The organism is Microcoleus sp. POL10_C6 (assembly GCF_036701585.1).
Taxonomy (GTDB): domain Bacteria; phylum Cyanobacteriota; class Cyanobacteriia; order Cyanobacteriales; family Microcoleaceae; genus Microcoleus.
The window spans coordinates 26,973-51,246 of record NZ_JAUBRB010000010.1 but is presented as its reverse complement, the minus strand read 5'-3'; the positions used below and the strand labels follow the sequence as shown (position 1 = coordinate 51,246).

General features: G+C 46.2%; 22 protein-coding genes and 1 pseudogene. 6 read left to right on the top strand and 17 right to left on the bottom strand.

Features of this window, described 5'->3' with window-relative positions; all coding sequences use genetic code 11:
• Window positions 1-47 precede the first annotated feature (47 nt).
• The 6 genes and pseudogenes from chlG to QUA34_RS08015 form a co-directional block, all read right to left on the bottom strand.
• Window positions 48-1,058: a chlorophyll synthase ChlG gene (gene chlG / locus QUA34_RS08040; protein WP_333149725.1), complete on the bottom strand. Its 1,011-nt coding sequence runs from the start codon at window positions 1,056-1,058 to the stop codon at window positions 48-50.
• Between the two features lie 365 nt (window positions 1,059-1,423).
• Window positions 1,424-1,594, bottom strand: a pseudogene (locus QUA34_RS08035) (DUF29 domain-containing protein); the annotation flags it as partial.
• A gap of 38 nt (window positions 1,595-1,632) precedes the next feature.
• On the bottom strand, window positions 1,633-2,370 hold the full coding sequence (locus QUA34_RS08030) for a helix-hairpin-helix domain-containing protein (RefSeq protein WP_333253885.1): 738 nt from the start codon (window positions 2,368-2,370) through the stop codon (window positions 1,633-1,635).
• 148 nt (window positions 2,371-2,518) lie between these two features.
• On the bottom strand, window positions 2,519-2,866 hold the full coding sequence (locus QUA34_RS08025) for an NINE protein (RefSeq protein WP_333330833.1): 348 nt from the start codon (window positions 2,864-2,866) through the stop codon (window positions 2,519-2,521).
• Window positions 2,867-2,959: 93 nt separating this feature from the next.
• On the bottom strand, window positions 2,960-3,172 hold the full coding sequence (locus QUA34_RS08020; protein WP_333085335.1) for a hypothetical protein: 213 nt from the start codon (window positions 3,170-3,172) through the stop codon (window positions 2,960-2,962).
• Window positions 3,173-3,525: 353 nt separating this feature from the next.
• Complete coding sequence (locus QUA34_RS08015) at window positions 3,526-5,118, bottom strand: type II CAAX endopeptidase family protein (RefSeq protein WP_333385477.1); 1,593 nt, start codon at window positions 5,116-5,118, stop codon at window positions 3,526-3,528.
• Between the two features lie 241 nt (window positions 5,119-5,359).
• On the opposite strand from QUA34_RS08015, the gene QUA34_RS08010 reads away from it, so the two are divergent.
• The 3 genes from QUA34_RS08010 to QUA34_RS08000 all read left to right on the top strand — a co-directional run bounded on the left by QUA34_RS08010 (window position 5,360) and on the right by QUA34_RS08000 (window position 9,140).
• Window positions 5,360-6,721 (top strand): histidine phosphatase family protein, encoded by a 1,362-nt coding sequence (locus tag QUA34_RS08010; RefSeq protein ID WP_333330826.1) that lies wholly within the window; start codon window positions 5,360-5,362, stop codon window positions 6,719-6,721.
• 216 nt (window positions 6,722-6,937) lie between these two features.
• On the top strand, window positions 6,938-8,251 hold the full coding sequence (locus QUA34_RS08005) for a dihydroorotase (RefSeq protein ID WP_333385474.1): 1,314 nt from the start codon (window positions 6,938-6,940) through the stop codon (window positions 8,249-8,251).
• A gap of 133 nt (window positions 8,252-8,384) precedes the next feature.
• Window positions 8,385-9,140, top strand: coding sequence for a 4'-phosphopantetheinyl transferase superfamily protein (locus QUA34_RS08000; RefSeq protein ID WP_333385471.1), 756 nt, complete (start codon window positions 8,385-8,387; stop codon window positions 9,138-9,140).
• Window positions 9,141-9,436: 296 nt separating this feature from the next.
• Here QUA34_RS08000 and QUA34_RS07995 read toward each other — a convergent pair whose 3' ends face one another.
• The gene (locus QUA34_RS07995; protein ID WP_333330819.1) at window positions 9,437-10,177 is read right to left on the bottom strand and encodes a response regulator transcription factor; all 741 of its coding nucleotides are present in this window, start codon (window positions 10,175-10,177) and stop codon (window positions 9,437-9,439) included.
• A gap of 534 nt (window positions 10,178-10,711) precedes the next feature.
• Between QUA34_RS07995 and QUA34_RS07990 the strand changes: the two genes are divergently transcribed.
• On the top strand, window positions 10,712-11,458 hold the full coding sequence (locus tag QUA34_RS07990) for a creatininase family protein (RefSeq protein ID WP_333330813.1): 747 nt from the start codon (window positions 10,712-10,714) through the stop codon (window positions 11,456-11,458).
• A 153-nt stretch (window positions 11,459-11,611) separates the two neighbouring features.
• On the opposite strand, the gene ndk is transcribed toward QUA34_RS07990, so the two are convergent.
• The gene (gene ndk / locus QUA34_RS07985) at window positions 11,612-12,061 is read right to left on the bottom strand and encodes a nucleoside-diphosphate kinase (protein ID WP_333035325.1); all 450 of its coding nucleotides are present in this window, start codon (window positions 12,059-12,061) and stop codon (window positions 11,612-11,614) included.
• Window positions 12,062-12,699: 638 nt separating this feature from the next.
• Between ndk and QUA34_RS07980 the strand changes: the two genes are divergently transcribed.
• A complete protein-coding gene (locus QUA34_RS07980; protein ID WP_333330811.1) occupies window positions 12,700-13,458 on the top strand; it encodes a hypothetical protein in 759 nt (252 codons plus the stop codon).
• A 1-nt stretch (window position 13,459) separates the two neighbouring features.
• Here QUA34_RS07980 and proB read toward each other — a convergent pair whose 3' ends face one another.
• From proB to QUA34_RS07935, 9 genes are all read right to left on the bottom strand, one after another.
• Entirely contained in the window at window positions 13,460-14,632 is a 1,173-nt protein-coding gene (gene proB, locus QUA34_RS07975; protein ID WP_333385466.1) for a glutamate 5-kinase, read from the bottom strand.
• Window positions 14,633-14,686: 54 nt separating this feature from the next.
• On the bottom strand, window positions 14,687-15,208 hold the full coding sequence (locus tag QUA34_RS07970; RefSeq protein WP_333385464.1) for a YqeG family HAD IIIA-type phosphatase: 522 nt from the start codon (window positions 15,206-15,208) through the stop codon (window positions 14,687-14,689).
• A gap of 142 nt (window positions 15,209-15,350) precedes the next feature.
• Complete coding sequence (gene mltG / locus QUA34_RS07965; RefSeq protein WP_333385461.1) at window positions 15,351-16,475, bottom strand: endolytic transglycosylase MltG; 1,125 nt, start codon at window positions 16,473-16,475, stop codon at window positions 15,351-15,353.
• A 247-nt stretch (window positions 16,476-16,722) separates the two neighbouring features.
• Window positions 16,723-17,301, bottom strand: coding sequence for a DUF3727 domain-containing protein (locus QUA34_RS07960; protein WP_333080501.1), 579 nt, complete (start codon window positions 17,299-17,301; stop codon window positions 16,723-16,725).
• 313 nt (window positions 17,302-17,614) lie between these two features.
• Window positions 17,615-18,073: a Holliday junction resolvase RuvX gene (gene ruvX / locus QUA34_RS07955; protein ID WP_333385458.1), complete on the bottom strand. Its 459-nt coding sequence runs from the start codon at window positions 18,071-18,073 to the stop codon at window positions 17,615-17,617.
• Between the two features lie 264 nt (window positions 18,074-18,337).
• Entirely contained in the window at window positions 18,338-19,669 is a 1,332-nt protein-coding gene (locus tag QUA34_RS07950; RefSeq protein ID WP_333385455.1) for a GNAT family N-acetyltransferase, read from the bottom strand.
• A 191-nt stretch (window positions 19,670-19,860) separates the two neighbouring features.
• On the bottom strand, window positions 19,861-21,042 hold the full coding sequence (locus tag QUA34_RS07945) for a F420-0:Gamma-glutamyl ligase (RefSeq protein WP_333330789.1): 1,182 nt from the start codon (window positions 21,040-21,042) through the stop codon (window positions 19,861-19,863).
• 144 nt (window positions 21,043-21,186) lie between these two features.
• Entirely contained in the window at window positions 21,187-21,705 is a 519-nt protein-coding gene (locus QUA34_RS07940) for a GNAT family N-acetyltransferase (RefSeq protein ID WP_333385452.1), read from the bottom strand.
• Window positions 21,689-21,988 carry a DUF1778 domain-containing protein gene (locus QUA34_RS07935; RefSeq protein WP_333051545.1) on the bottom strand — a complete coding sequence of 100 codons (300 nt, stop codon included), beginning with the start codon at window positions 21,986-21,988 and terminating at the stop codon, window positions 21,689-21,691. Before QUA34_RS07935 ends, QUA34_RS07940 begins: the two co-directional genes overlap by 17 nt.
• A 689-nt stretch (window positions 21,989-22,677) precedes the next feature.
• Between QUA34_RS07935 and QUA34_RS07930 the strand changes: the two genes are divergently transcribed.
• Window positions 22,678-23,988: a hypothetical protein gene (locus QUA34_RS07930; RefSeq protein ID WP_333324367.1), complete on the top strand. Its 1,311-nt coding sequence runs from the start codon at window positions 22,678-22,680 to the stop codon at window positions 23,986-23,988.
• Window positions 23,989-24,274 lie beyond the last annotated feature (286 nt).

The window sequence follows — 24,274 nt, the reverse complement described above, 5'->3', positions numbered from 1 at the left end:
ATATTTTTTGAATTCAAAATTTTTTAACTCAAACCTCAAAACTCTGCTTAACTCGCATGACCCAGTGCCAAGGCTGCTACCAGCATACCCAAAACCAGGAAAGGTTGAGCACTTGCCTGATATTTAACATCATTTTCCAGGGGATTACGCAAAAAGTACATATCCTGAAAAGTAATTTGGGGAATTATCAGCAGCAGCAGAATGACAGCGTAAAGGTTTTGGTGGATGCTGATCAGGTAGCCTGCAATCCCAGCTTGAAAGATGTCGATCATCAACACGCAAATCCAAGCTGCGGTGCTGATGCCAAACATCACTGGTAAAGATTTTAACCCTAATTGCCGATCGCCTTCAACACTTTTGAAATCGTTGACGATCGCAATCCCCAGCCCTGCCAAACTGTAAAACAGGGTCAAGATCATAATGGTCGGATCTAGTGTACCAAACAAAGCTTGACCAGCCCACCAAGGCAGAGCAATGTAGCTAGCACCCAGGGCATAATTTCCCAACCAGCCATTCTGCTTCAGTTTCAGCGGAGGCGCAGAGTAGATATAAGCTAGAAACGCGCCGCCGAGAGTCAAAACAGTCATTATCGGGAATTCATGACCCGCCCACAAGTCTAGAGCATAAGCCACCCCAATGCCAGCCGCTAATAATACCAAAATTTGCGTTACTACTTGGGGAATCGAGATGATACCGGAGGGAATCGGACGGTAGGGCTCGTTAATGGCGTCGATTTCGCGATCGTAAAAATCGTTCAAAGTTTGAGTGTACCCGGTCAGCAACGGCCCTGACATCAACATACAAGCTGCTGCGATCGAGAAATTCTCTAGATTCCAAACATAGTTTCCAGAAGAGGCCGCCCCGCACACCACGCCCCAAATCAGGGGAATCCAGGTAATCGGTTTCATCAGTTGCAAGCGAATCTTCCAGATGGAAGTTTCCCCGCTAGCGGCCCCTTTCATGCCCAACAGTTGCCGAGTTTTGGAACTGCGGTTTTCGGTAGCAGCACTTTCCGGTGCGGCTTCTGGGGAGATTTGGGATGGAGGAGAGTCAGACATAATTTGATGTTAGCGGTACTGCTACTATTGTGTCGTTTTGCATTTCAATAATAATTCAGATAGCTTACCACTGATATTTAAGGCAGATTCTGGAAAACTTACCCTGGTTTGGAGTTGATGCTAGGGAAAAGTACGAGTTTCACAATATATTCTGATATCATTATTTTGTGTAAATGTCAAGATTATAAATACTTTTTTTTGAGAATTTCGCGCTTGCCCGCCTGCTGGGGGAGATTTTTTGCCAGCAGGTGCATTTAATGTCAATTACCAGGAGGCGATCGAGTTTTTTGCCATACTACCCTTGAATCATCTCATCTGGCAGAAAGTCAATCGATTTTAGATTTTAGATTTTAGATTTTAGAGATGCTACCGCTTCTTTGATCGGGTTGAAATTGCCACTTAAGCAAGCCCAGGAGAATTACTACCAGATTACTCTCTAAACTCCGGGGTTCACTTCGCCCCAGGTCTTCTATTTCTGCAATCAGATTTTCCCAGTCGATGTTTGAAAAGTCGCGAACCCGCAACTTTTCCACAGATTTTTTTGCCATAAGCTGTTCGTGGTAACAACTGCAAATTAACAAATATGGCGGTAGGAATCAAAAGGCAGTCCCGTCCGCCGCTTGACTTCGACAACTGATTTGTAAGCGCCTTTTCTCTGCCTTTCTCTAACTATTTTTTCCGCAACATATCGATCTAAACCGCTGGCGATCAACTCTTCCGGCGAAAGAATATTTAACCGTTTCCAAGTAAACTGCAATTCTTTTTGATAATTGTAGCTGAAGCAAATCATCGGGGCGATTCGTCTGACGTGACTTTCGGGAACTCCGGCTATTTCTGATAACTCTTCGGCGTGGGTAAAAATGTAGCCTTCGTTTTGCAAAGATTCAATATCGTTGGCGTAGACGATCGGCAAACCCAAGATTCTGACCATATCGTCTTTGGTACACTCGTTAATATCTATTTTGCCGCGCACGTTTGCTAGTTCTTCGGCATTTGTCGCAGTTGCAGGAACCAGTAAGCCTCTAGGTGCGGTTTTGATCAGATAGCGCTTTTTCAAACTAAAAGCAGTAACAATTTGAGCGATCCAAACGATCGTACCCAAATTAGTTGAAGAAGATACCGCTAGTGCTGCTAAAGTAATTGCAACACCCCATCCCATCCAACTACGAATATTTGACTTTTGACCTGCATAGGCGATCGCCAATCCGCCGAAGTAGGGAATAAAAGCATACCACACCCAATTTGGAGTTTGACGCAGCCAGTATAAATCTTGAGACACTTTAATTTTATCCTTAAATAATTGTGTTCTCACACTTTCTTATTTCACTCCCACTTTTTTAATAGTGGGCTTTTTTCTTCCTTCTTCCTTCTTCCTTCTTCCGACTTCCTTCTTCCGACTTCCATCGGACTGACATCCGTTACATCCGTCGAGCGAATCCGTTGCCGAACTTCCTTCTTAATTACAATTCTCGCAACAGTTTTTGGCGTTTTTCTTCATATTCTTCGGCGGTAATTGCACCCATATCGTAAAGTTTTTTCAATTCGCCGATCGCCCCGGTTACATCTTTTGCCGCTCTGAGGGCATACCCCGACGGCAACGTGCCACCATTGTACTGAACCTGAAAAGCTTGTTCCGACATCAGCAGCAGGCCTATAAAATCGAAAAATGCGAGCAGTGACGGAATTAATGTCCAAGAAAATAGCAAGTATAATACCCCTGCTAAGTTATTGCCCAAATAAAATTTGTGAACTCCGAAACCTCCTACAAAGAAAGCTAACACAACTGCTACGGTTTTATCTTTTACCATTTTTACTTCCCCAGTTTTTTATTTTAACTTCTGCGATCGACCTTTAACCCTCGACATTTAACGATCAAGCTAAGTAATCTTACTAATTTTTACTCATTTATTTGGGTTTTTGCGAAACTTAGACATCGCAAAATACAGCAGAACTATACCGACTTGAGCTTGTAGAATGACCAAGTAGCCTCTCAAGAAATAATTTAGTTCGCTGCCTGAATTGAGAGAAAATATTAAAATGCCCAAGGCTGCGTAGGGTGCGAAACGCATCCAACTCGGCGTTCCCTCTAACTTGCGGCTGTTCAAATTGCTCATTGGGTTTAAGCCTCATCCTAAATTAAAATTTAGCTATAAAATAGCCGGATTGTCAACTTCCGTTTGGTGCGATCGCCCGCGCCAGTCTCTCAATCATCAGCCCACAAGATATTACTTCCATGTTAAACCAGGTTTTTCCGCTAAAGTAAGCGACCGGGGCGGGTATATCTGGATCTGTGGCTGATATTACAGATTAGGATGAACCCGCCCCTAATGAAATTCCGGTTATTTTACCGGACTAGATATCAGGGGCGCACCGATCACCCTAATGCTGTTTTTGGCAAGAGTCGATCGCCTGCAGGAAAACTGTCAAAAAAACCCGATTAATTCACAATTATTAACAACCCCCCAAATTAACTCGCGCCGCCGCCCAAAAGAAACAGACTCAGGAGAGTACCGCTGTTCCAAAGACTGTGGAGAAGCATAGGAGCCAGGAGATTGCGAGATCGCGTGTACACAAACCCCAAAACCGCACCCAAAGTCGCCAAAGGCAGAATCTCAGAGACACTCAAGTGAGCCACAGCAAACAAAAAAGCAGAAGCTGCGATCGCCCCCCAAACAGGCAAATAGCGAGTCAGAGAAGGCAGCAGAAAGCCCCGAAACACGATTTCCTCAAAAACCGGAGCCGCGATCGCAGCAGTGCCGAAAAACACCGCCAAAGCCACGTTGTCCCGACCTTCGAGAACGATCGGCAAAATCGGATTACTGCCACCTTGTCCCTGCCAAAATTGCTGATTAATCAGCGACACCAAAACTACCAAAGGCAAAGCAACAAAATAGCCGCCAAAACCCCACAAAAACCAATTTCCCCGCCAATTAATCCGAAACCAACCTTCCGGCAAAGGCAAAAAAGACTTGACCGAAAAATACAGTACCGAAAGCCCCCCAGCCGACAGCAACAAATAAGTAGCAAAGATATAAAAAGCCTTGTCGCGCGGGTCAAAAGTAGCAGGATTGAGTTTTAAAACAGCCAGAGAAACCGGCAGCAACAAATAGGGAATCAAGATTTGGCCGACAAAGAAAAAGCCGACCACAAGTACCTGCCAAACAATCTCACCGTCCCAAGGCACATCCCAAGTCAAGCTCGCATTTCGCGCCAACACCGGGCCGGAACCTGCTGTATCTAACTGCTTCCGCTGCAACAGCCACTGCACGGTCAAACCAACCAGCAAAACCGTACCAATACAAAGTGCGATCGCCGGAACGCCCACTATAATTGCCAACTTTTCTACAGCTTGCTGGGCAATTACTTGCTCTGCTGCTTGCAGCGCCACCAGCTCTTTAGAACGTTCTTGCAGCTTGTAAAGTTGAGCGAGAGCGCGATAGCGAAACCAGCCATCCAAAGACTTTTGAATGCGCGGCTCGGCATCCGGCAGTAGTTGAGCCGGATTGCTCCAAATTCCAGTTAAAACTTGAGCAGTTACCACAGAAGAATCGTCATCACTTTTAGTTTTGTAGCGCTCAACTAAATTTGTCCAAGTTTGGAGAGCCGCCTCAGTTTTGCCACTGCTTACCTGCAAAATCCCCAATCGCAAGTCAAGTTCGTTTAGCAGCACTGACTGTTGATTGATCGACTCTGACGCAGCCTTATTTGGAGCCAAATTCAGAGTATTATCCTCAGACTTAGAGGCGATGGCAGACTGAATTTGTTTAACTTGTGCTTGAGTTGTTTCGAGAGTTTTGCGAGTCGAGTCTCGCGCTTCTTGATATTGCGTCAAAGCCGTATTTAAAGGATCTGCACCGACAATATTGTTGCGCGCCGAACTTAAATTAGCACTCTGATTATTTTCTCCTTGCCACTCCGAGGCGTGCAGCAGCAAATTTGTCTGGTAGAGTTCCAGCCGACTTTGAATTTGCGGCTGATTCCAACTAGCAAGTAAAGATAAACCGACCAGGGCGATCGCGATCGCCGTTAAAATACCTAAAATAACCCGCTTCAGTGTCATTACTGCTTTTCCGTCCCGCGCGAATCCGTGGCTAAATCTTTTCCGTCTTTAATCATAGGTCGTTGCAGACGAGAGTATCCCGACAACTGGTAAAATTTCACTGGCTCATCTTTTTGACTCGCCTCAACAAGACTTACGCCACAAATCCTTGACTCGCCATGTATGGGTAAGGCGTGCACCGCGCACCCGAAGCGCGGTAACAGGCTAAATCTAAAATCTAAAATCTAAAATCTAAAATCGAATGACTCGCATTATCTTAGTCCGTCACGGCAAAAGCACCTACAATCAAGAACGCCGCATCCAAGGCCGCCTCGATAAATCAATTTTGACAGAAGCAGGCCGCAGCGCCGCCCTGCAAGTAGGCGACACACTCAGCAGTATTGCCTTTGATGCCGCCTATACCAGTCCCCTGCAACGAGCCAAAGAAACAGCGGAAATCATCCTGTCGCGCTTGACAAATCCGCCACAACTCCAGCCAACTGATAATTTGATGGAAATCGATTTGCCTCTGTGGGAAGGAATGTTGCGCCAAGATGCGATCGACAAATTCCCCGAAGCATATCAGCAGTGGCAAAGACAGCCAGACAAATTTTCCATGAAACTGCCATCTGTGGATGGCGAAATCGAACACTTTCCCGTATTGGCAATTTTTGCTAACGCCCGTCATTTTTGGCAAGAACTTTTATCGCGTCACCAGGACGGCACAATTCTAGTAGTAGGTCACAACGGAATCAACCGCGCTCTCATCGCCACCGCGTCGGAAATTACCCCGGATTACTATCAATCAATTCAACAGTCAAATTGCGGAATTAGCGTCATTAATTTTGGAACTTCCCCTGTTCCCAACGACGTACTTGGAGAGCCAAAAAAGAAAGTTCCAGTTCAATTAGAGTCGGTTAATTTAACTTCCCATACCGGGGAAATTTTTCCCAAACCGAGGGACGGACACCAAGGCCCGCGCTTGTTACTGGTGCGTCACGGCGAAACCGACTGGAATAAAGCAGGTAAATTTCAAGGGCAAATTGACGTGCCTCTCAACGATAACGGCCGCGAACAGTCCCGGCGGGCGGCAGAATTTCTCAAGGATGTAAACTTAGATTTTGCGATTAGCAGTTCGATGCTGCGCCCGAAAGAAACTGCGGAAATTATTCTCAAATATCACGGCGGTTTGCAACTGGAACTGCGCGATGACTTGAGAGAAATCAGCCACGGACTTTGGGAAGGAAAATTTGAGTCAGAAATCGAACAATCCTATCCGGGTTTGCTAGCAGAATGGAAAACATCTCCTGAAACAGTGCAAATGCCGGAAGGAGAGAATTTGCAGCAAGTTTGGCAGAGAGCGATCGCAGCTTGGCGCGAAATTGTACAATCTGTTTCTGGTACTGGGATTGTAGTTGCTCACGATGCCATTAACAAAGCAATTCTCTGCCACCTATTCGGTTTGGAACCAGAACATTTCTGGAAATTCAAACAAGGAAACGGAGCCGTTAGCGTGATTGATTATCCCCACGGCCCCGATGGTTTGCCGGTATTACAAGCGATGAATGTCACAACTCATTTGAGCGGCGGCGTTTTTGACAAAACAGCAGCCGGAGCACTCTAATTAGTAAAGTGCTGAGCGCGAACCCGTAGCGGAAGGAACGCCCACCGCTACGGGTTCGCGCCTGAAAAATGTTTGAATTTGGATAACAACCGCGCCCGACGCTTAGGAAGTTCTTAATTCCTGAAACTAATGCCGTGGATTGCTTCTTCCATCTTCCTGAGCTCCATTACATCCGTTACATAATCCGTTGCCGAACTTCCTTCTTCCTTCTGTTATATGAGCCGCGAACTGCTACAAAATGTACGAGTGCTAGATCCAGTTTCAGGGAGCGATCGCATCGCTGATATTCTGATTGCTGAAGGTAATATCAAAACAGTCGAAGAAAAAATTGCTGAGTTTCCCGCTGACACCCAAGTGCGGGATTGCCAGGGACTGATTTTGGGGCCGGGGTTAACTGATATCTACAGTCACAGCGGAGAACCGGGTTTTGAGGATCGAGAAACCCTGGAATCCTTGATGCAGGCTGCGGCGGCTGGGGGTTTTACGCGAGTGGCGATTTTGCCAGATACCTCGCCACCTGTTGACAATTTGGCCGGTTTAGCTTTGTTGCAGCAACATATCCGCAATTTGCCGCCCGGGCGGCCCCGCTTGTATTTTTGGGGCGCGCTGACAGCGGGCGTTAAAGGGCAGCAGATGGCCGAGTTGGGCGAGCTGGCATCCTGTCCAGTGGTGGGTTTTGCAGACGGTTTGCCGCTGTCTAATCCCGCTCTGGTGAGGCGTTTGCTGGAGTATATCAAGCCTTTGGGCAAGTCGGTGGCTTTGTGGCCGTGCGATCGAACTTTAGCAGGAAATGGCGCGGTGAGGGAGGGTTCGCTGTCGGTGCGCTTGGGTTTACCAGGAATTCCGGCTAGTGCGGAAACTTCGGCTTTGGCGGTAATTCTGGAGTTGGTGGCATCTGCGGACACTCCGGTGCACATTATGCGCGTTTCTACAGCGCGCAGCGTGGAATTGATTCGAGATGCGAAGGCGCGGGGTTTGCCGGTGACTGCGAGTGTGACTTGGATGCACTTGCTGTTGAATGTCGGGGCAATTTCAGGAAACTCTAAAGATGCCGGCGGTAAAAATGCTCTGACTGCTTCGTTGCCCTACGATCCGAATTTACGCCTAGAACCGCCGTTGGGCAATCTCAGCGACCAATTAGCACTGATTCAAGCTGTGAAAGATGGCGTAATTGATGCGATCGCGATCGACCACAATCCGCATACTTATGAGGAGAAAACTGTGGCTTTTGCTGATAGTCCGCCCGGGGCGATCGGCTTGGAATTAGCTTTGCCTTTACTATGGCACGGACTGGTAGAAACTGGCGAATTTTCAGCTTTAGAACTGTGGCGAGTTTTGAGTGCCCTGCCGGCAGTTTGTATCGGACAAACCCCCGCCACGGTTGCACCGGGAGTCTCTGCTGAGCTGATTTTGTTCGACCCGCAAATGAGTTGGACTGTTGACGGGCCAAGTCTGAAGTCGCGATCGGCAAATACGCCTTGGTTAGGACAAAAAATAGCAGGAAAAGTTGTACAAACCTGGATTAATTGACCCTTGCGATTGAAATTCATCTGTTGTAGAACAGGAATCTTGCCTGTTGCTCAAAGTAGAACACAAGTAGAACAGGAATCTTGCCTGTTTCTGGGAATGCTGGATGAGGTGACTCAGAAAATAAGATAAATACATGATTGCTGCTTTTGATTCGTGGAATTCTCCACCCCAAGACTTGACATTGGATCTGGGCGAAATTCATGTTTGGCGCGTCTCTCTGGCTCAAACAGAATCTTGCTTGCAGAGTTTACAACAGACTCTCTCTACCGACGAGCGGACAAAAGCCGAGGGTTTTCACTTTCCCAAAGGTCGATCGCAATTTATTGTCAGTCGTGGGGTACTCAGAGCGATTCTGAGTCGCTATCTTAACATAAATCCTCACATTTTGCGCTTTGACTACAATCCCTACGGCAAACCCTCTATCATCGCCGCCCAAGGTGGAAATACCCTGCGTTTCAATTTGTCTCACTCAGGAAACATTGCTCTAATTGCGATTACCAAAAATCGAGATATTGGTGTCGATATTGAAGGCATAAATACCAACTTTCCTTGCCTGGAAATTGCTAAAAAGTTTTTTTCACCATTAGAATACTCTGTGTTGCTTTCGCTTCCAGAACATCTCCAACCCAGAGCTTTTTTCACCTGCTGGACTCGCAAAGAAGCCTATATCAAAGCAGTCGGTAAAGGACTTTCTATTCCCCTGAATCAGTTTGATGTCACCCTCGCACCAGGAGAACCTGCCGCGCTGTTAAATGTTGAAGACAACCCCGAAGAAGCATCGAGATGGTCTTTAATTGAATTAATTCCCAGTTCAGATATGGTGGCGGCTGTTGCGGTTGCAGGAGATTGCTGGAAACTTCATTGTTGGGAGTGGACGGGGGAGTTTTGATTTATACTGAGATGTTGCACCCTTCGCTTTTTATGAACAGGCTTTCCGGCCTGTTCCACAAGAAAATTCTTTGTGGAACAGTCATCTTGCTTGTTTTTGACAATGGTGCAATATGTCAGTTTATACCGATCGCCCAGGGTAAAAGAGAACGGCAACAGTCGCTGGAATATCTCTAGTGGTTGCACCTCCAAGCTATTGTATTGCCCACCCTCCATAGACAAATAAGGACACAACATTTTTGTGTCCTTATTTGTCTATTCGACTGCAATTTACCACCCTAAAACTGATTTAATATTTTAACCAAATCGATAGCCAAACCCTCGTACCGTAATGATATATTCCGGTTGGGCCGGATCTATTTCCAACTTTTCGCGCAGCCAGCGGATGTGAACATCAACTGTTTTGCTGTCTCCGATAAAATCTTGACCCCAAATTTTTTCCAGCAACTGATCACGAGACCAAACTCGCCGGGGATAACTCATAAATAGTTCTAGTAAGCGAAACTGTTTAGGAGAAAATTTGACTTCCAGACCACGAACCAACACGCGGCACTCTTCAGGATACAAAGTTATGCTCTTATATTGCAGCATCATCGGTTGTCGCAAATGACCGAGGCGCTGGCGTCGCATCAGCGCCCGACAGCGAGCGATAAACTCCCGCATTCCAAAAGGCTTGGTCAGATAATCATCCGATCCGGCTTCTAGATAAAAAGCGCAATTGTTGGCACTTCCTCTAGCACCGATAATCAAAATAGGGACGGGATTTCCTTGATGCCGTAACATTCGACACAGATCCAAACCGTTAATTGAATCCATAATTAACAGGTTAAAGGCAAATTCACCGTGGTATGACGAAGCAGCCTGTACAGAAGGCAAAGCGTTGCGCCCGTCGCTAGTAACCACCACCTCGTAGCCCTGTTCTTTAAGGGCTAAAGCTAGCATTTCCCGCAACAGATCTTCACCTTCCAATAACAAGATACGGCCGGCTTGTCCAACAGCCAACCTTGAAGGACTTTCGCTTAATTCAGCAGAAGACATAAATATCAGTGGGAGTGATGTTTGTATGTGGCTAGCGCGAGGTACCTTCTTCAGTAGCTGAGGTACTCTCGCGCTGCGATCGCTTGTACGATCGCCATTTGTTTGATCGCTTAGAATCTTTCGCCAGCCCATCCTACAGGCACGCGCTCGACCTTTGCTACTTGCTCGTGTAAGGAATACAGCCGTAGAGCAGTTGTCGGAACCGCGCTGTCTGCCTGCGTCCAGGCCACAGAAGTCTAGTCATTTTTCGGGGTCGGTGTTAATTTCATAAAACATTGCCCGCTGTTAATTGACCACGTAACACCCAATCTAGAGGGATATGCTTGTTATACTACTCTTAAAAGGTTATTAAAAGGTAAAGTTTTGGTTATTAAGTGGTTAAATTATTAACGTTAAGTAATATAACGGTAAAGGTGCGATCGCACTTTAAGAGCTTTTTTTAATAATACAATAATAAGTTGCCCCAAAGTCCTTTTTTTTCCCGTGCCGGCTACGATCGACGATAGCAAGTAAAAATTCTGTAGACTGCCTATCATGTTGCTGCATTTGAGTACCTGGCCCGAGGTAGAAGCTTATCTCGAAAGCTCCCTCGGCATAATTATCCCGATCGGCTCCACCGAACAGCACGGGCCCACCGGCTTGATCGGGACTGACGCCATTGCTGCCGAGGCGATCGCCCGCGGTGTCGGCGAAGCTGCCAATGCCTTAATCGGCCCCACAATTAATGTCGGGATGGCCTTGCACCACACCAGCTTTCCCGGCACAATCAGCTTCCGACCCCAGACTCTAATACTGGTAATCAGGGATTATATCACATCTTTGGCAAAAGCGGGATTTGAGAAATATTTCTTCATTAACGGTCATGGTGGCAACATTGCGACAATGAAAGCAGCATTTTCCGAGACATACGCGCATTTGTCAGACTTGCATTTACCCAATGCCGATAAAATCCAGTGTCAAATCGGCAACTGGTTCATGTGCGGTTCAGTTTACCAACTAGCAAAAGAATTATACGGAAACCAAGAAGGTTCCCACGCCACCCCCAGCGAAGTCGCCTTAACCCAGTACCTTTATCCAGAAGCAATCAAGCAAGCTCAGCTTTCGGAACAAGTCGGTTCCGGACACAAAATTTACGGTGCCGCTGACTTCCGCCGCCGATTTCCCGACGGGAGAATGGGTTCAAATCCGGGCTTAGCAACCCCCGAACACGGTCAACAGTTTTACGAATTAGCAGTCAAAGAATTGACTAATAATTATTTGGAGTTTTTAAGTTCCGATTAACGTTTTTTCTTCTCGTTACCAGCCAGCTCCTGGTAACGAGTAAACATCTCAAACTATTCTATAGTTTACAGTTATGAGTGAGTCAGCGACATGATATTTCATCTGTCTAAAAAAGGCTATATCTCCCGATTAACCACCGGGAGAATATCAAAACTATTCCACAATCCAAGGAGTTAAACAAGGTGTCCAAGCACTCAATTCTTCTTCCTTGAACCAAAGGCTAATTTCCGCACGGGCAGTCTCGACAGCATCAGAACCGTGAATGAGATTACGGCCGACATTGACGGCAAAATCGCCCCGAATTGTCGCAGGTTCTGCATTCAGAGGATTTGTGGCGCCAATGATTTTTCTCGCCGATGCCACAACGCCGTCGCCTTCCCAAACCATCGCCACTACAGGGCCTGAAGTGATAAAGTTTACCAATCCAGCAAAGAAGGGTTTTTCTTTGTGAACATCATAATGTTGTTCCGCTAGTTCGCGACTCGCCGTCATCAGCTTCATGCCAACTAACTTAAAGCCCTTGGCTTCAAAACGACCGATAATTTCGCCGACGAGTCCGCGCTGTACGCCGTCGGGCTTAATCGCTAAAAAAGTCCGTTCCAAGATTAACTCCTATAATTGTGTTAACTGATCCAAAAGATAGAGTAACTCAGAACGCACCTAAAGGCAATTCTGAGAATGGGAAATTGTTATTTTGAGACTTATGGCCACAGGAAGAAGGAAGAAGGAATAACAAGAGGGAAGAGGAAAGAGGGAAGAAGCAATAAAACCAAGGGTTAAAGAAACCGGGTTTCTCAGAAAAATTTTTGTTGAGCAGCGATGAATCTGCAAAGAAACCTGGTTTCGAGACTCCTATGCGTCTAGGACTGATTTGCAGGCAGCATCCCGATTTTGTAAACACCATTTTTTAGGAGTTCGAGCAGAATGCTCACTTGCCTAGATAAGCTAATCAGCCTTTAACTTGCCTGTCAAAAAATAATCCAACTTTTGTGGGGTCGCTTTGAGCAATGCCTGAAATATGCAATCTAAATGTAGAACATTTTATCTCTAGTGAATCAGATGCTCGAACTTCTGGCACAATATGATACAAGTCACAATTTCCTGTGACTGCCAACACTCTTACCTATGATCTAAAATACAAATATGTATGATAATAAACACAATTATTTATGCTCGATAATATAGATAATTAACGGAGGTATGAAGATTATCTTGACAGCAACCATTTAGGCGAAAAAAGTATGAAAGCCATTGTAGCATTCATTGAACCCAAAAAGCAAGAGTTTGCAAAATTGCCCTTGTTTGACTTTCTAGCCAACAAAGATATTCACGCGAATCAACGACTAATTTTTGCACCTGTACTCGCTCCTTTGGCTGTGGGCTTGAGCGATTTAAATAAATATGTGCTGCGAGAATCTTCTAGTAATAACAACGTTCAGGAACTGATTAATAAATATACTTATAAAAAAAACTATTATTGGCACGACTATCTAGAATACCTAGAGGAGCTGGGCTTAAACCAATTAATGAGTTACGGCGATTTCAGAATGCTTTGGGGTGAAGAAACTAAAAAAACTCGATCGCTTTGTTCAGTGATCGAACGCTACGCTTGGAAAGCCTCTCCCATTCAGAAACTGGTGTTAGTGGAAGTCCTCGAAGGAACTGCCCAAGTTTTTTTTGAGGCGGCGCTAGCAGTGGTAATGGAATTACAGCAAATTAACCAAAAAGAATCTGTTGATTTTGGAGGTTCTTATGGGGGTTTAGAAAATTATCACCTTTTAAACACGCCAGAGATGTTGCAAATTTTAGCAGAGATCAAACTTACAGATGCGGAATACCAAGCAGCTTTAGAATTAGCACAAAACTTATTTGAACTGTTTACAGAAGCGATGAACGAGCTGTTCCAACACAGCCAAACAAATTCTTGCAAGACTGTGCTGCAAATATCCTCAATTTCTGCCTTCGCTCATTGCCCGATCGACTGTCTCGATATTTGTTAGTTTAAACAATCACTAAATTATCTCGGTGTACCGCCGTTTCTACGCCTGCATAGCCTAAAATATCAGCAATTTTCTCTGACTTGCAGCCCTGGATTTGTCTCAGTTCTAAACTGCTATAATTCACAAGTCCTCTAGCAATTTGCTTGCCGGCTGCATCGCACAACTGCACGGAATCATCAGCTTGAAATTCTCCTTCTACTTGAGCAATACCCGCAGCTAAAAGCGATTTTCCACCGTGGGAAATTGCCTTGACAGCACCCGCATCTAAATATAGTTTTCCTGCTGGAATTAGCACGTTAGCTATCCAGTGTTTGCGAGCGTTTACAGGGCGCGGTTGAGGCTCGAATTGAGTACCGATCGACTCTCCGTTAAGTATTTTCTCGATATTACCAGGAAAGCAGCCGTCAGTGATGACAGTCCGCACTCCCGATGCAGTTGCTATTCTCGCCGCTTCAATTTTTGTCACCATTCCGCCGGTTCCCCAACCGCTGCGGGAATCTCCTGTTTGCACCTGAAATTCTGTGAGCTGTGCCATACTTTGGACTAGGGCGATCGGCTGCGCGTCGGGATTGCTGCGCGGATCGGCGGAATACAGCCGATCGACATCTGTGAGCACAAACAACCAATCTGCTTCTACCAAACTCGCTACTAGCGCCGAAAGCGTGTCGTTATCGCCAAATTTGAGCTCGTCTACCGCTACTGTATCGTTTTCATTGACGATCGGAATCACGCCCAACCTGAGCAATTGCTGAAAAGTATTGTAAGCGTTAACATAACCGTTACGCTGCACTAAATCGCCCCTGGTGAGCAATACTTGAGCGATCGGCTGTTGCAGAGTAGTAAACAAGTCATCGTACACCCGCATCAGCCGCCCTTGGCCCACAGCCGCCACAGCCTGTTTCAGAGCGATATTTCGCGGGCGTTCCGTCAAACCCAAGCGCGCGCAGCCAACCCCAACTGCACCCGAAGAAACCAAAACTACTCGATGGCCTTGCTGCCGCAAATCAGCTAAAATTTCGACCAATGCAGCAATAGTTGAAAGAGCTAAGTTTCCTGTAGTCGATCGAGTCAGAGTGGAAGTTCCAATTTTAACAACAATAGTTTGAGTCTGTTGTCTGTTGACTGTTGACTGTTGACTGTTGACTGTTGACGGTTGACTGTTGTCTGTTGCCATTAGTTACCAATTCCCAATTCCTAATTACCAATGCCCAATGCCCAATGCCCAATTTTAATCTTTAATTTTCAGAGATGCCCCCAAAGCTTGAGAAACCCAAACTTCAAAAGAGCGCACCGGATACTTGCGAAGCGCATACCCAGCATCAATCATTGGTTCCACTAAAATAGTAAACATACCCAAACGATTGCCTGCTAAAACATCAGTAAAAAGTCGATCGCCCACCATCGCCACCTGTTCCACCGGCAAATTCATCGCATTAATAGCCCTTCGCAACTTGCGGCGCGACGGCTTAGCCGCACCCGTGATGTAAGGTAGATTCAAAGACTCAGCAATCCGACCGATCCGAGTCTGACTTAAATTATTGCTCGCCAACCATAGCGATACTACGGGTTTTATTTCTTCCACCCACAGGGTGAGTTCAGGAGAAGCATTCATTGCTGTGATGGGAACGAGAGTTTCGTCCACATCCAAAACTAATCCTTTAATATTATATTCCTGAAGAATGTCAGCCGTTAACTTCATGACTGAATCGCCTAAAACTAAGTCAGGCTGTAGTATTTTACCCCAAGTCATAATGATTTTAGATTTTAGTTTTTAGATTGACAAATAAGAAATTGGAAGTTAAAGATTAAAAAAGTAAAAAATCAAAAGTGAATAATTATTGCTTTGGCTTTGTGACTTTTGACTTTTTACTTTTGTATTAGTCATTGCCCATCTATTGAGTCGATCGCACTTTTTGGTCAACTTGAGCCACAGCAGCATTGTGTTCGGCCAGGGTGCGACTGAAAATGTGAGTGCCGTCGTACCGCGCCATAAAGTACAGGTATTCTGTATTTTCAGGAGTCAGAGTCGCTTCCAGACTGGCGATTCCCGGAGATGCGATCGGAGTTGGCGGCAGCCCTACATTGATGTAAGTATTGTAAGGAGAAGGTGTTTCCACCTGCTTGAAAGTCAAAGGCTTTTCCTTCGTTTGCCTGATGCCGAGAGCGTATTCAACCGTCGGGTCAGAACCCAAGGGCATACCCTTATTCAGACGGTTGTTGAATACCCCAGAAATACGGTTCCGCTCGGAAGCAACCACAGCCTCTTTTTCTACAATACTAGCCAGCGTCACCCACTCTTTCAAATCCAGCTTAGTATTCTTCTGATTTTTTTGATAGATCGGCAAAGCCAACTGCTCGAAGCGACCGAGCATTTGCTTGATGACAGCTTCCGGGCTAATTGCATCGCCGTCTAGCTGATAAGTATCCGGGTACAAAAACCCTTCCAAGTGAGGCAATCCGCTCGGTAGCCAAGGGTACTGAGCGTAGGGAACTTGACTCGCCACCGCCATAAAATCCTTAGCCGGAAAAAAACCTTGCGCTTCAAAATAAGCGCTCATTTGTTGCAGCGACCACCCTTCTGGAATAGTGAAACTCTGCTGTGCGACTTCGCCCTTCCAAATTTTGTCAGCAACTGCACTCAGAGGCTGAGTAGGCGAAAGTTGGTAAGTTCCTGCTTTAAAACCTCCCTCGCGGTTTTGCAGAGTCAGCCAGCGGGCCCACATATTCCATGCCGAACTCGATCGAATCAACCCCGCGGCCTCTAAATCCCGGCCTATTTTTTGACTGGGAGTACCCTCCGGAATTTGGATCGAAACAGCAGCATCCTCTGCCGGATTTCCCGATGAGGATGTGATTTTAGGTGGCGCCGAAGCCCAGCTCCACCAAGCCCAGCCCTGCCAAGCGCAAACCCCCCAGATTGCCGGCAGCAAGGCCAGATAAAACAACCATTTAGAGACTTGCGGAGTACCTTTTCGGCTCTCGCGCGTGCTGCCTTTTGTCATTTGTTCTTTATTCATAGTCCGTTGTCCTGGATAAGCGGCGGTTAACTAGCGACTAATGACTGATGACCTGCGATTGATGACCGAAAAGTTACGAATACAAGCCATTTAAAAGACCCAATTCACGCGGCTCAATTCAAAAGCCCGATCGCGAAGGCAGAAGCGGCCATCTAGAAAAAGTTCGATCGGGCGAGCAGTTTACTTTTTTATAAAATAGTAAAAAATTCTGCTTTTTGCCATCAGGACTGGTGCCTGCAATTAATATCTAATCAAGCTCGTCAAAGAACTGGTCTTCCAGCATAGGTAACATCGGTTCCAGCCTTTGGAACTCTTCTTCCGAGAGCAATTCTGGCTTGCCGTCCTCATCCATTCTAGCCAAGATAAAGAACGGGTCTAAAGGCGTATAAATGGCATATTCCTGTTCTTCGTGGTAGAAACTGGTCAGCCACATCAGTTCCTCGAACTCGGACTCCTCATCTGGATCGACATCGGATGCCATATCCTCTTCGGGAAATTCCGGCAATTCGCCAACCACAGTCAACGTCACCGCCGTGCGCCGGAGCGTCAAGTTCTGCTCTTGCAGGACAACTTTAGCGGTATCAAAAATTTTGTCAATTTCGGTCTCGTCTTCTACAGGAATTGCAGCTTCGTCGTTATCGTCTCCGTGCCAGGTAAAAATTTCTACTGGGGAGTCAATTGGCAGCAGCAAAGCGTATTCTTCACCTTCTAGGTTCATAGAATATTCTATGTTGCAAGTCAGCGATCGCCCAACTTCATCCGTCAAGGTGACGGACTCTTCGTTGGAATTGCCATTCTCTTTTTTGCGGTATGGGGATGAGGACATCGCGTGTATCTTAGTTTTCCGTCAATAATTCAGTAACGTTGGCTTGACAATTGGGAATTTTCGTGGCGATATTCTGGCTAAGTGGGCGATCGCCAGTCCACAAGCTTCAACCGCGAGACTCGCGGCCTTTTCCACAGGCGAGGAGTGCAGCGTTTAAATCTCAGTCGAGTTAGCAAGCGACACTGAGGACAAATCACGATTTTGTGCTTCTTCAGTACCGAGGGTACAGCAGAATTTTCTCCAGTTTGTCAAGGGTTACAGGTGTGCGTAGCAAACTTGCACAACCAGGATATCACGCCTCTGTTACAAGCTATCAAGGATTGGGAAGGGCGGAGATATTTTGCCTCCGCTCGTCTAGCCACTGCTGCAAAATCAGGGCCGCTGCTTTGCGATCGATCGCACCCTTATTTTGCGACAGGGAAATCCCTTGTGTTTTCATCAATTCCTCTGCCTCAACCGAAGTCAGGCGCTCGTCCACGTACTCTAGGGGGAGTTCTAGGGCTGTGGCGATGCGATTCGCATATTTCTGCACCTGTCGGGCTTGAGCACCCAATTCTCCGTTCAGGGAGTAGGGCAAGCCTGCCACCAAAATTTCCACTCTCCGCTCTCGCACGAGTTCTCGGAGATAAGCTACGTCTCGCTCAAAGGACGATCGTACCAGAGTTGTAATGCCCGTAGCTATTAAGCCGGTGCCGTCACACCCGGCGATGCCGACTCGTTTGAGGCCGATATCTAATCCCAGTGCTGAAATCCATAATTTATCGTTGGACATTATCAATCAAGCAATTTTAGATTTTAGATTTTAGATTTTAGATTTACTTCTTTGTTAGTTGCCGTTTTTTTTTAACGAACCGCGAAGACGCGAAGAACGCGAAGAAAGAAGATAAGAAAGTAAGAAGAAGATAGGTAATCTTAGGTTGATATCAATCAAAAGCAGAAGGGATATTTTGGGATTATGACAGAAAAAAATAGAATTTTTTGGATGATTAATTCTATTTTTTTCTGTCTTCTACCTTTTACCTTCTGCTTTCACATATTAAGAATTGAGTTCTCCTGGCCAGCCACCGTCTAGAGGCAACTCTGGCAGATTTAAAGGCAAAATGCTGCTGCCATCAGTTGCTGCTGATTCGGAATTTTGGCTGCCCAAGGGGTTAGCTTGATTGGTTTGGCTGTTTCCTGAGTCAGTCAAGAGCGGTTTTATCTCGGAGGATGCGGGCCCTGCTGCTGCTTCCCCAGCCATCGGGCCGAGCCAGGACATCCGGCCCGGTACGGGTTTGCGAGTTGGCTGGAAGCTTTGCAGCATTTCAGATAGCTGGAGTCCTTCGAGAGAGACTAACTTGGACTCGCGCAATTTGTGCCACACCGATCGAGACATCAGCAAACTGTGTTCCACGCGCACTGCTCCAAATTGCTCTAAATAAGCTTCCCGTTCCGGCTGATAGTCAGCGGAAGCCAGTTGCAGGCTTTGAACCGGGAAATCTTGAACAAGGCGCGCCATCTGGGACAGCAGTTCTGGGTAAAGCCAAGTGTAGGCGGGGTGTACAGTCAACTGAGCGACGTGCGGTTGCTGGCCGTTGCGGGATAGCTGCACCTGAAAATAGCCGATCGCGGCTTTGCGCTGCGGTTCAAACACGTAGCCGCTGACTACCTCGGTTTTGCCCAGCCACTGTCTGACACCTTCGACTAAAGCGCCGAAAAAACTGGTTTTGAAATCTTGAATGTGGCGATCGAATACTTGGCGCACCAGGGGCGGCATAGACGCGGTATCCAGTTGATAGAGCAACTGAGCGTCGGCGTTGCTAACAGGCAGCAGGTTGGGCAAATCTGGGGTCGAGCTTGCCATTTCTTGCAGGCGTTCTGGGGCGATCGTCCAGTAAGTCATCTGGGCCAAAGGCTGAAACCCGTTTTGCCGATACAAAGCCAAGGAAGTGTTGTCGCCGACATTCACTTCCAACAGCCACGTGCGCGCCTCCCAGACTGCCTCAAAGCAGTACCGCAGCAGCATGGAACCAATTCCTTTGCTGCGGGCTTCCGGGTCTACTCCTATGCGATCGATCCGCCAAGTGCTGCGGGTGCGGTTGAAAGGAGAAATCTGAATTATGCCCTTAACGCTCCCTTCTTCTTCGGCAACATGGGCCCGGAACAGGGACTGACAAGGGTTGGGAAACAAGCTAAAAATCTTTAGTAGTCCGTACCAGCGACGAATCTGCTGCAACTTTCTACCTAGTACCACGTCGCAGCTTGCGCCCTTGCGGTTTTCTGGCTCTTCGGCTGTTTCCGCGCACAGTTGTTCCATCACCTCGATATCGCGATACTGAAACGGGCGAATCACAACCTGGTTTTGGTTTTGGGAGGGAAATGAAGTCATAGCATAAAAGTGGAGAATGGAAATTTAAAAATAAAAATTCAGAAAGGGGAAGAGTTAGATAAGTTTGGAGTTTTGAATGGGTAAATTTTGATTTCAAAACTTATAACTTTTGATTCTTCTCCCTTTCTTGCTCGATCGAAAATTAAAAATTGCAAATCATCTTTTTGAATTTTTAATTTTCTGTTTTCAACTCAAGATTTTTGTTGCAGAGGTCGAATTACAACGACCGGTGTTCGCTCGTCAGCATTCCCGGCGGGGTTGCTTCGCAAGGCTTGCTCTAAGAATGTTACCGATAAATCGGAGGTCGCTGCTAATATCTTAACTGCTTTCAAGTCATTAGCGTCTACGATCGCCGCCGCAAGTCCGGTTTCTCGTTGAATTTCTTCTACAACTTGCTGGGGATTGTCCGGGCCTAGGACAATAAATTGGTCGAAGGGAGGCAAAGTCCCGGTAACGTCGTCGATCAGTCTGGCTTGTTCCCCTGCTAGTTGGTAAAAGACTCCCGGTTTACCGAATATTTTAGCCACAGCGCCGATCGCAAATGCTGCTACTACGCGCCAAGGGCCGACTACATCAACCAACGTCTGCATTCCGCAAGCTGTAGCCAAACTCGACATGGGTAAGAAAAACAAACACACTCGCTTCGCCGCCCATCCTGGTTTGACTTCACTGGGATGGCGATAGCGTCCCTGCATCAAAGCCAAGGGAGTCTCTGCGAGGGCGACAATATCGCCTTTCTGGGCGCGCGGCAGCACGTAACGCTTGACAATTTCGACGGGATTGTCCAATTCCGTCAGGATGTGGGTGCGAATCGGCAAAACTTCGGCAACTCCGACATTTCGGGCATTAGGTACTGTCTCCGAGTTGGGAAATTGCAGCGGGACTACTACGTTACGGACTTTCGGGATGCGGCCACCTGGGCCGTAGGTGACGAAGTGTACTTGCACCCAAGCTGATTGCAATTTGGTTAAATCTTGCCCTTGAATGTCTACAGAAACTTTAATTTTCGTGTTTTTTTGGGCTTTAACAATATAGCCGAACCAGTAATCGTCTGCTCTGGCTGCTGCGTCTTTGTGGCAAGGAATCACCTTTGTCTCGGAGGTAACGCCATCCAAACTTCCGTCAGACAGCAGTTTCACCTGTGCCCGCACTTCCGGCAACATAATCTCAAATCGCTGTGTCAGGTTGCGGAACTCCATTTCCCCGACTAAAAGATAGCGGTTGGGTTCCGAGATGGCTAAGTGCCATTCTCCGGCTGTTAGTTCTAGTTTATTTGCACTTCCAGTCCGGCGATAGTTCAACTCTAGGCCCAATCCGCCCAATGCTAGCAGCGAACCGGCTGCTGCGATTCCTGTTGCTAAAGTCTCAATCACTCAAATCACCGCCAATAATATTTTGTGTTTACTGTAGTCGATATCGGGTACTTCGATCGACGATCCGGTAGTAATTGAAGTTTTGGGGGATGTTGGGGTTGGGGTTGGGGAGTGGGATGGGTGATCGGTTTTTAACAAAATCAACTAAATGTTATAATTTTGACAAAGTTCTTCCACCGATTTCATTGGTAGATAAAGCTTCATCGGGTTTTGTTTGAATTTTTGAAAACCATATTTTTGATAGAAATTGGCTGCTGGCTCATCCAGAGCTTCTGCAATGACAGCGAGAGATGCAACTTGTGCAGTTGCCAAGAGTACTTTTGTCAAAGCATCTATCAGAATTAACTCGCCGAGATGTTGACCTTGGTAAGTACGATCGACTGCCAAACGACCGAGCAATGTAGCAGGTAGAAGGGGATAGCGGGGCAGCTTTTTTGCAAAAGATTCATTTAACTCTGCGAGTTCAATGGTGTATGCAGAAAGCCTATAATAGGCAATCACATCTGTGTTGGGAGAGTCCACTAAAACGAATACGATTGCGACTTTCTTTTTGATATCCTGAGAAGCTTGTTTGCGGATGTAGTTGTCCAAACTATCTTGTCCACAACAAAAAAGCTCTCTGTGATGTCTGCTGCTATCTAAGGGTTCAATTGTGAGTACCATCGCCCATCACTTGTTTGTAGCGCAAGGCTGCTGCTTTGAGAGCTTGATTCGGCTGGGTTGGATTCAGTAGGGCATTTACGAAAGCCTCGCTGTCGTCAAGGTCAAGTTTCAGTCTTTGGTGCTGTTCAATAACTTTGGAAGCGACTGCTTGAACGCTGGCGATGACGAAATCTGTTAAGGTACGTCCTTCTAAGTCAGCGGCTTTTTGCCAAAGGGCTTTAATCTCTGGACTGATACGAGCCTCCAATCGGGCTGACGGTTCCGATTTAGTAGTTTTAGTCATACAAAATACGGTAGATATAATCTCTCTATTATATACGGCATTTTGCCGTATGTGACGCTAAAATTTAGGAGCGATCGAAATTATGCCCAATTACGCGTAAGTGCGATCGGGCTTCTGTGGCTAAAGCGGTCAAGTTGCTGTTCAAAGAGCTCTCCTCGTGAGTTAGATCACTCCAAAATCTGGCGTTGCTTAATCAGGGTATGGAAAAAATCAGTTGAAAATCCCGAATCTTTGTGGATACTGGTTTCTCTGACTTGCATATTTAGCTTTTCCGACCGTAAATCAGCAACGTCTACAAAACAAATCACTTAATTCAATTATTTAATGGTAGCAACTTTTTTTAGAATATATATTTATTTATAAGTTAAGTTATAAGCTGGAATTTTATATTCTTGTTTGAGAAGATTTATTAATCATTGAATCTGTAAAAAAAATCTGTATACATGAGTTATTTTTGGCTCGCTAAGCTAAGACTGTTCCAGATGTGCGATCCTCTTCGAGGGCTTCGCTAACGCGCGCATCCAGCTTCTTCAAGGTCGAATGAACAGGGAACCGCTAGCGCCGTAGTGGTCAGTATTTTTAAGAATCTACTTCTTAAGTAACAGTCAAAATCTAGTTCTTAGGCAGTAGATTTTCTGAGAAGTATATAGTTAGGCTAGTAAATGTAGCAGTAATACCCAAGGATATTTATGACTGATAATAACCAGCCTTTTAACCAGCCTGAAGCCAATCGTGACTTCCATGAAAAGAATGTTGACAATAGCGAAAACCAGCAGCTTCAGGCTCAGACTAACGAAAATGCAGAATCACAGGAAGATCAATCATCAGGTTCAGGCCTTGGTGCGAGGATAGCTGGAGCAGCAGTCGGTGGTATACTAGGTGCTCGCTCTGGAGGCATTATTGGTGCTGTAGCAGGCTCAGTTGCTGGCGCTATGATTGGTAAAGGTACTGCTGATACTGTTAACCGTGCTGTAGATAATTTAGGGGATGCAGCACACAGCGTAGCAGACGGTATTACACACACTGTAGAAGAGCTAGGGACAGTAGTAAAGGAAACTGCTGAAGAAGTTAGACCATCTATCAAAGCTACAGCAGAAGCAGTCAAAGAGACTGTTGAGGAAACTAAGCCTTCGATTAAAGGTATAGCCGAATCTGTCAATGAGACAGTTAGGGAAGCCAAGCCTTCTGTAGTAGATGCAGTCAAGAGTGCATCCGAGGAAGTCAAACCTACGATTAGAGAAGTAAAAGATTCAGTCAAGCAGACAGTCGAAGGTGTCAAGCCTTCTATACAAAGTGCAGCGGACTCTATTAAGAGTACGGCTGATGAAGTTAAGCCTTCTGCCAAAGCTGTAGCTCAAGAAATTGAGGGGGCAACTAAGGAGTTTAGATCGACTGTAAAAGATACAGCGAAAGCAGTTGAGCCATCTATAAAAAGTGCAGCCGAATCGCTTAAGTCATCTGGCAAGAGTGCAGCCGAATCAATCAAGTCATCTGCTCAAAGCGCAGCCGAATCTGCTAAAGGTGCAGCGCATGATGTTAAGTCATCTGCTCAAAATGCAGCCGAATCTGCTAAAGGTGCAGCGCAGGATGTTAAGCAGGATGTTAAGTCATCTGCCCACAATGCAGCCCAATCTCCTCAAGGTGTAGCGCATGATTTTAAATCATCTGCCCAAAATGCAGCCGAATTTGCTAAACCTCCAGTGCCTGATTTTAGGTCATCTGCCCAAAATGCAGCCGAATTTGCTAAACCTCCAGTGCCTGATTTTAGGTCATCTGCCCAAAATGCAACCCCATCTCCTCAAGGTGCAGCGCAGGATTTAAAATCATCTGCTCAAAATGCAGCCCAATCTGCTAAACGTGCAGCGCACGATGTTAAGTCATCTGCCCAATATCTAGCCGAATCCGCCGAGGAAAATAAGGATAGTGATCTTCACATCTCCGGCAGTCCTGAACTCAAAGACAAAGTGGTCATTAATGACAAGAGAATCATTAAGGACTAGGTAAAGTAAGGGCTTAACTCCAGCTTGTTAAAGTTAGCCCTAAGAGAGTTTAACAGAGAGTGGATCTTAGAAAAGAGTCCACTCTTTTCTGTTTAGGAGGAATGCGATCGCCTACGGTTTAACAGAGAGTCTATTTATTGAGGAACTCTCCCCCTCAAGAAGGAGAGATTCCGTTTCTGGACTACTGGCAGAAGTGGTTAAAACGGCTAAAGTTTTTTGTAGAAAAAGCTGCTTGATAAATCGAGAAATAGTTAGGGTCAAGCTGATGTGGCCAGTTCAACCCCTA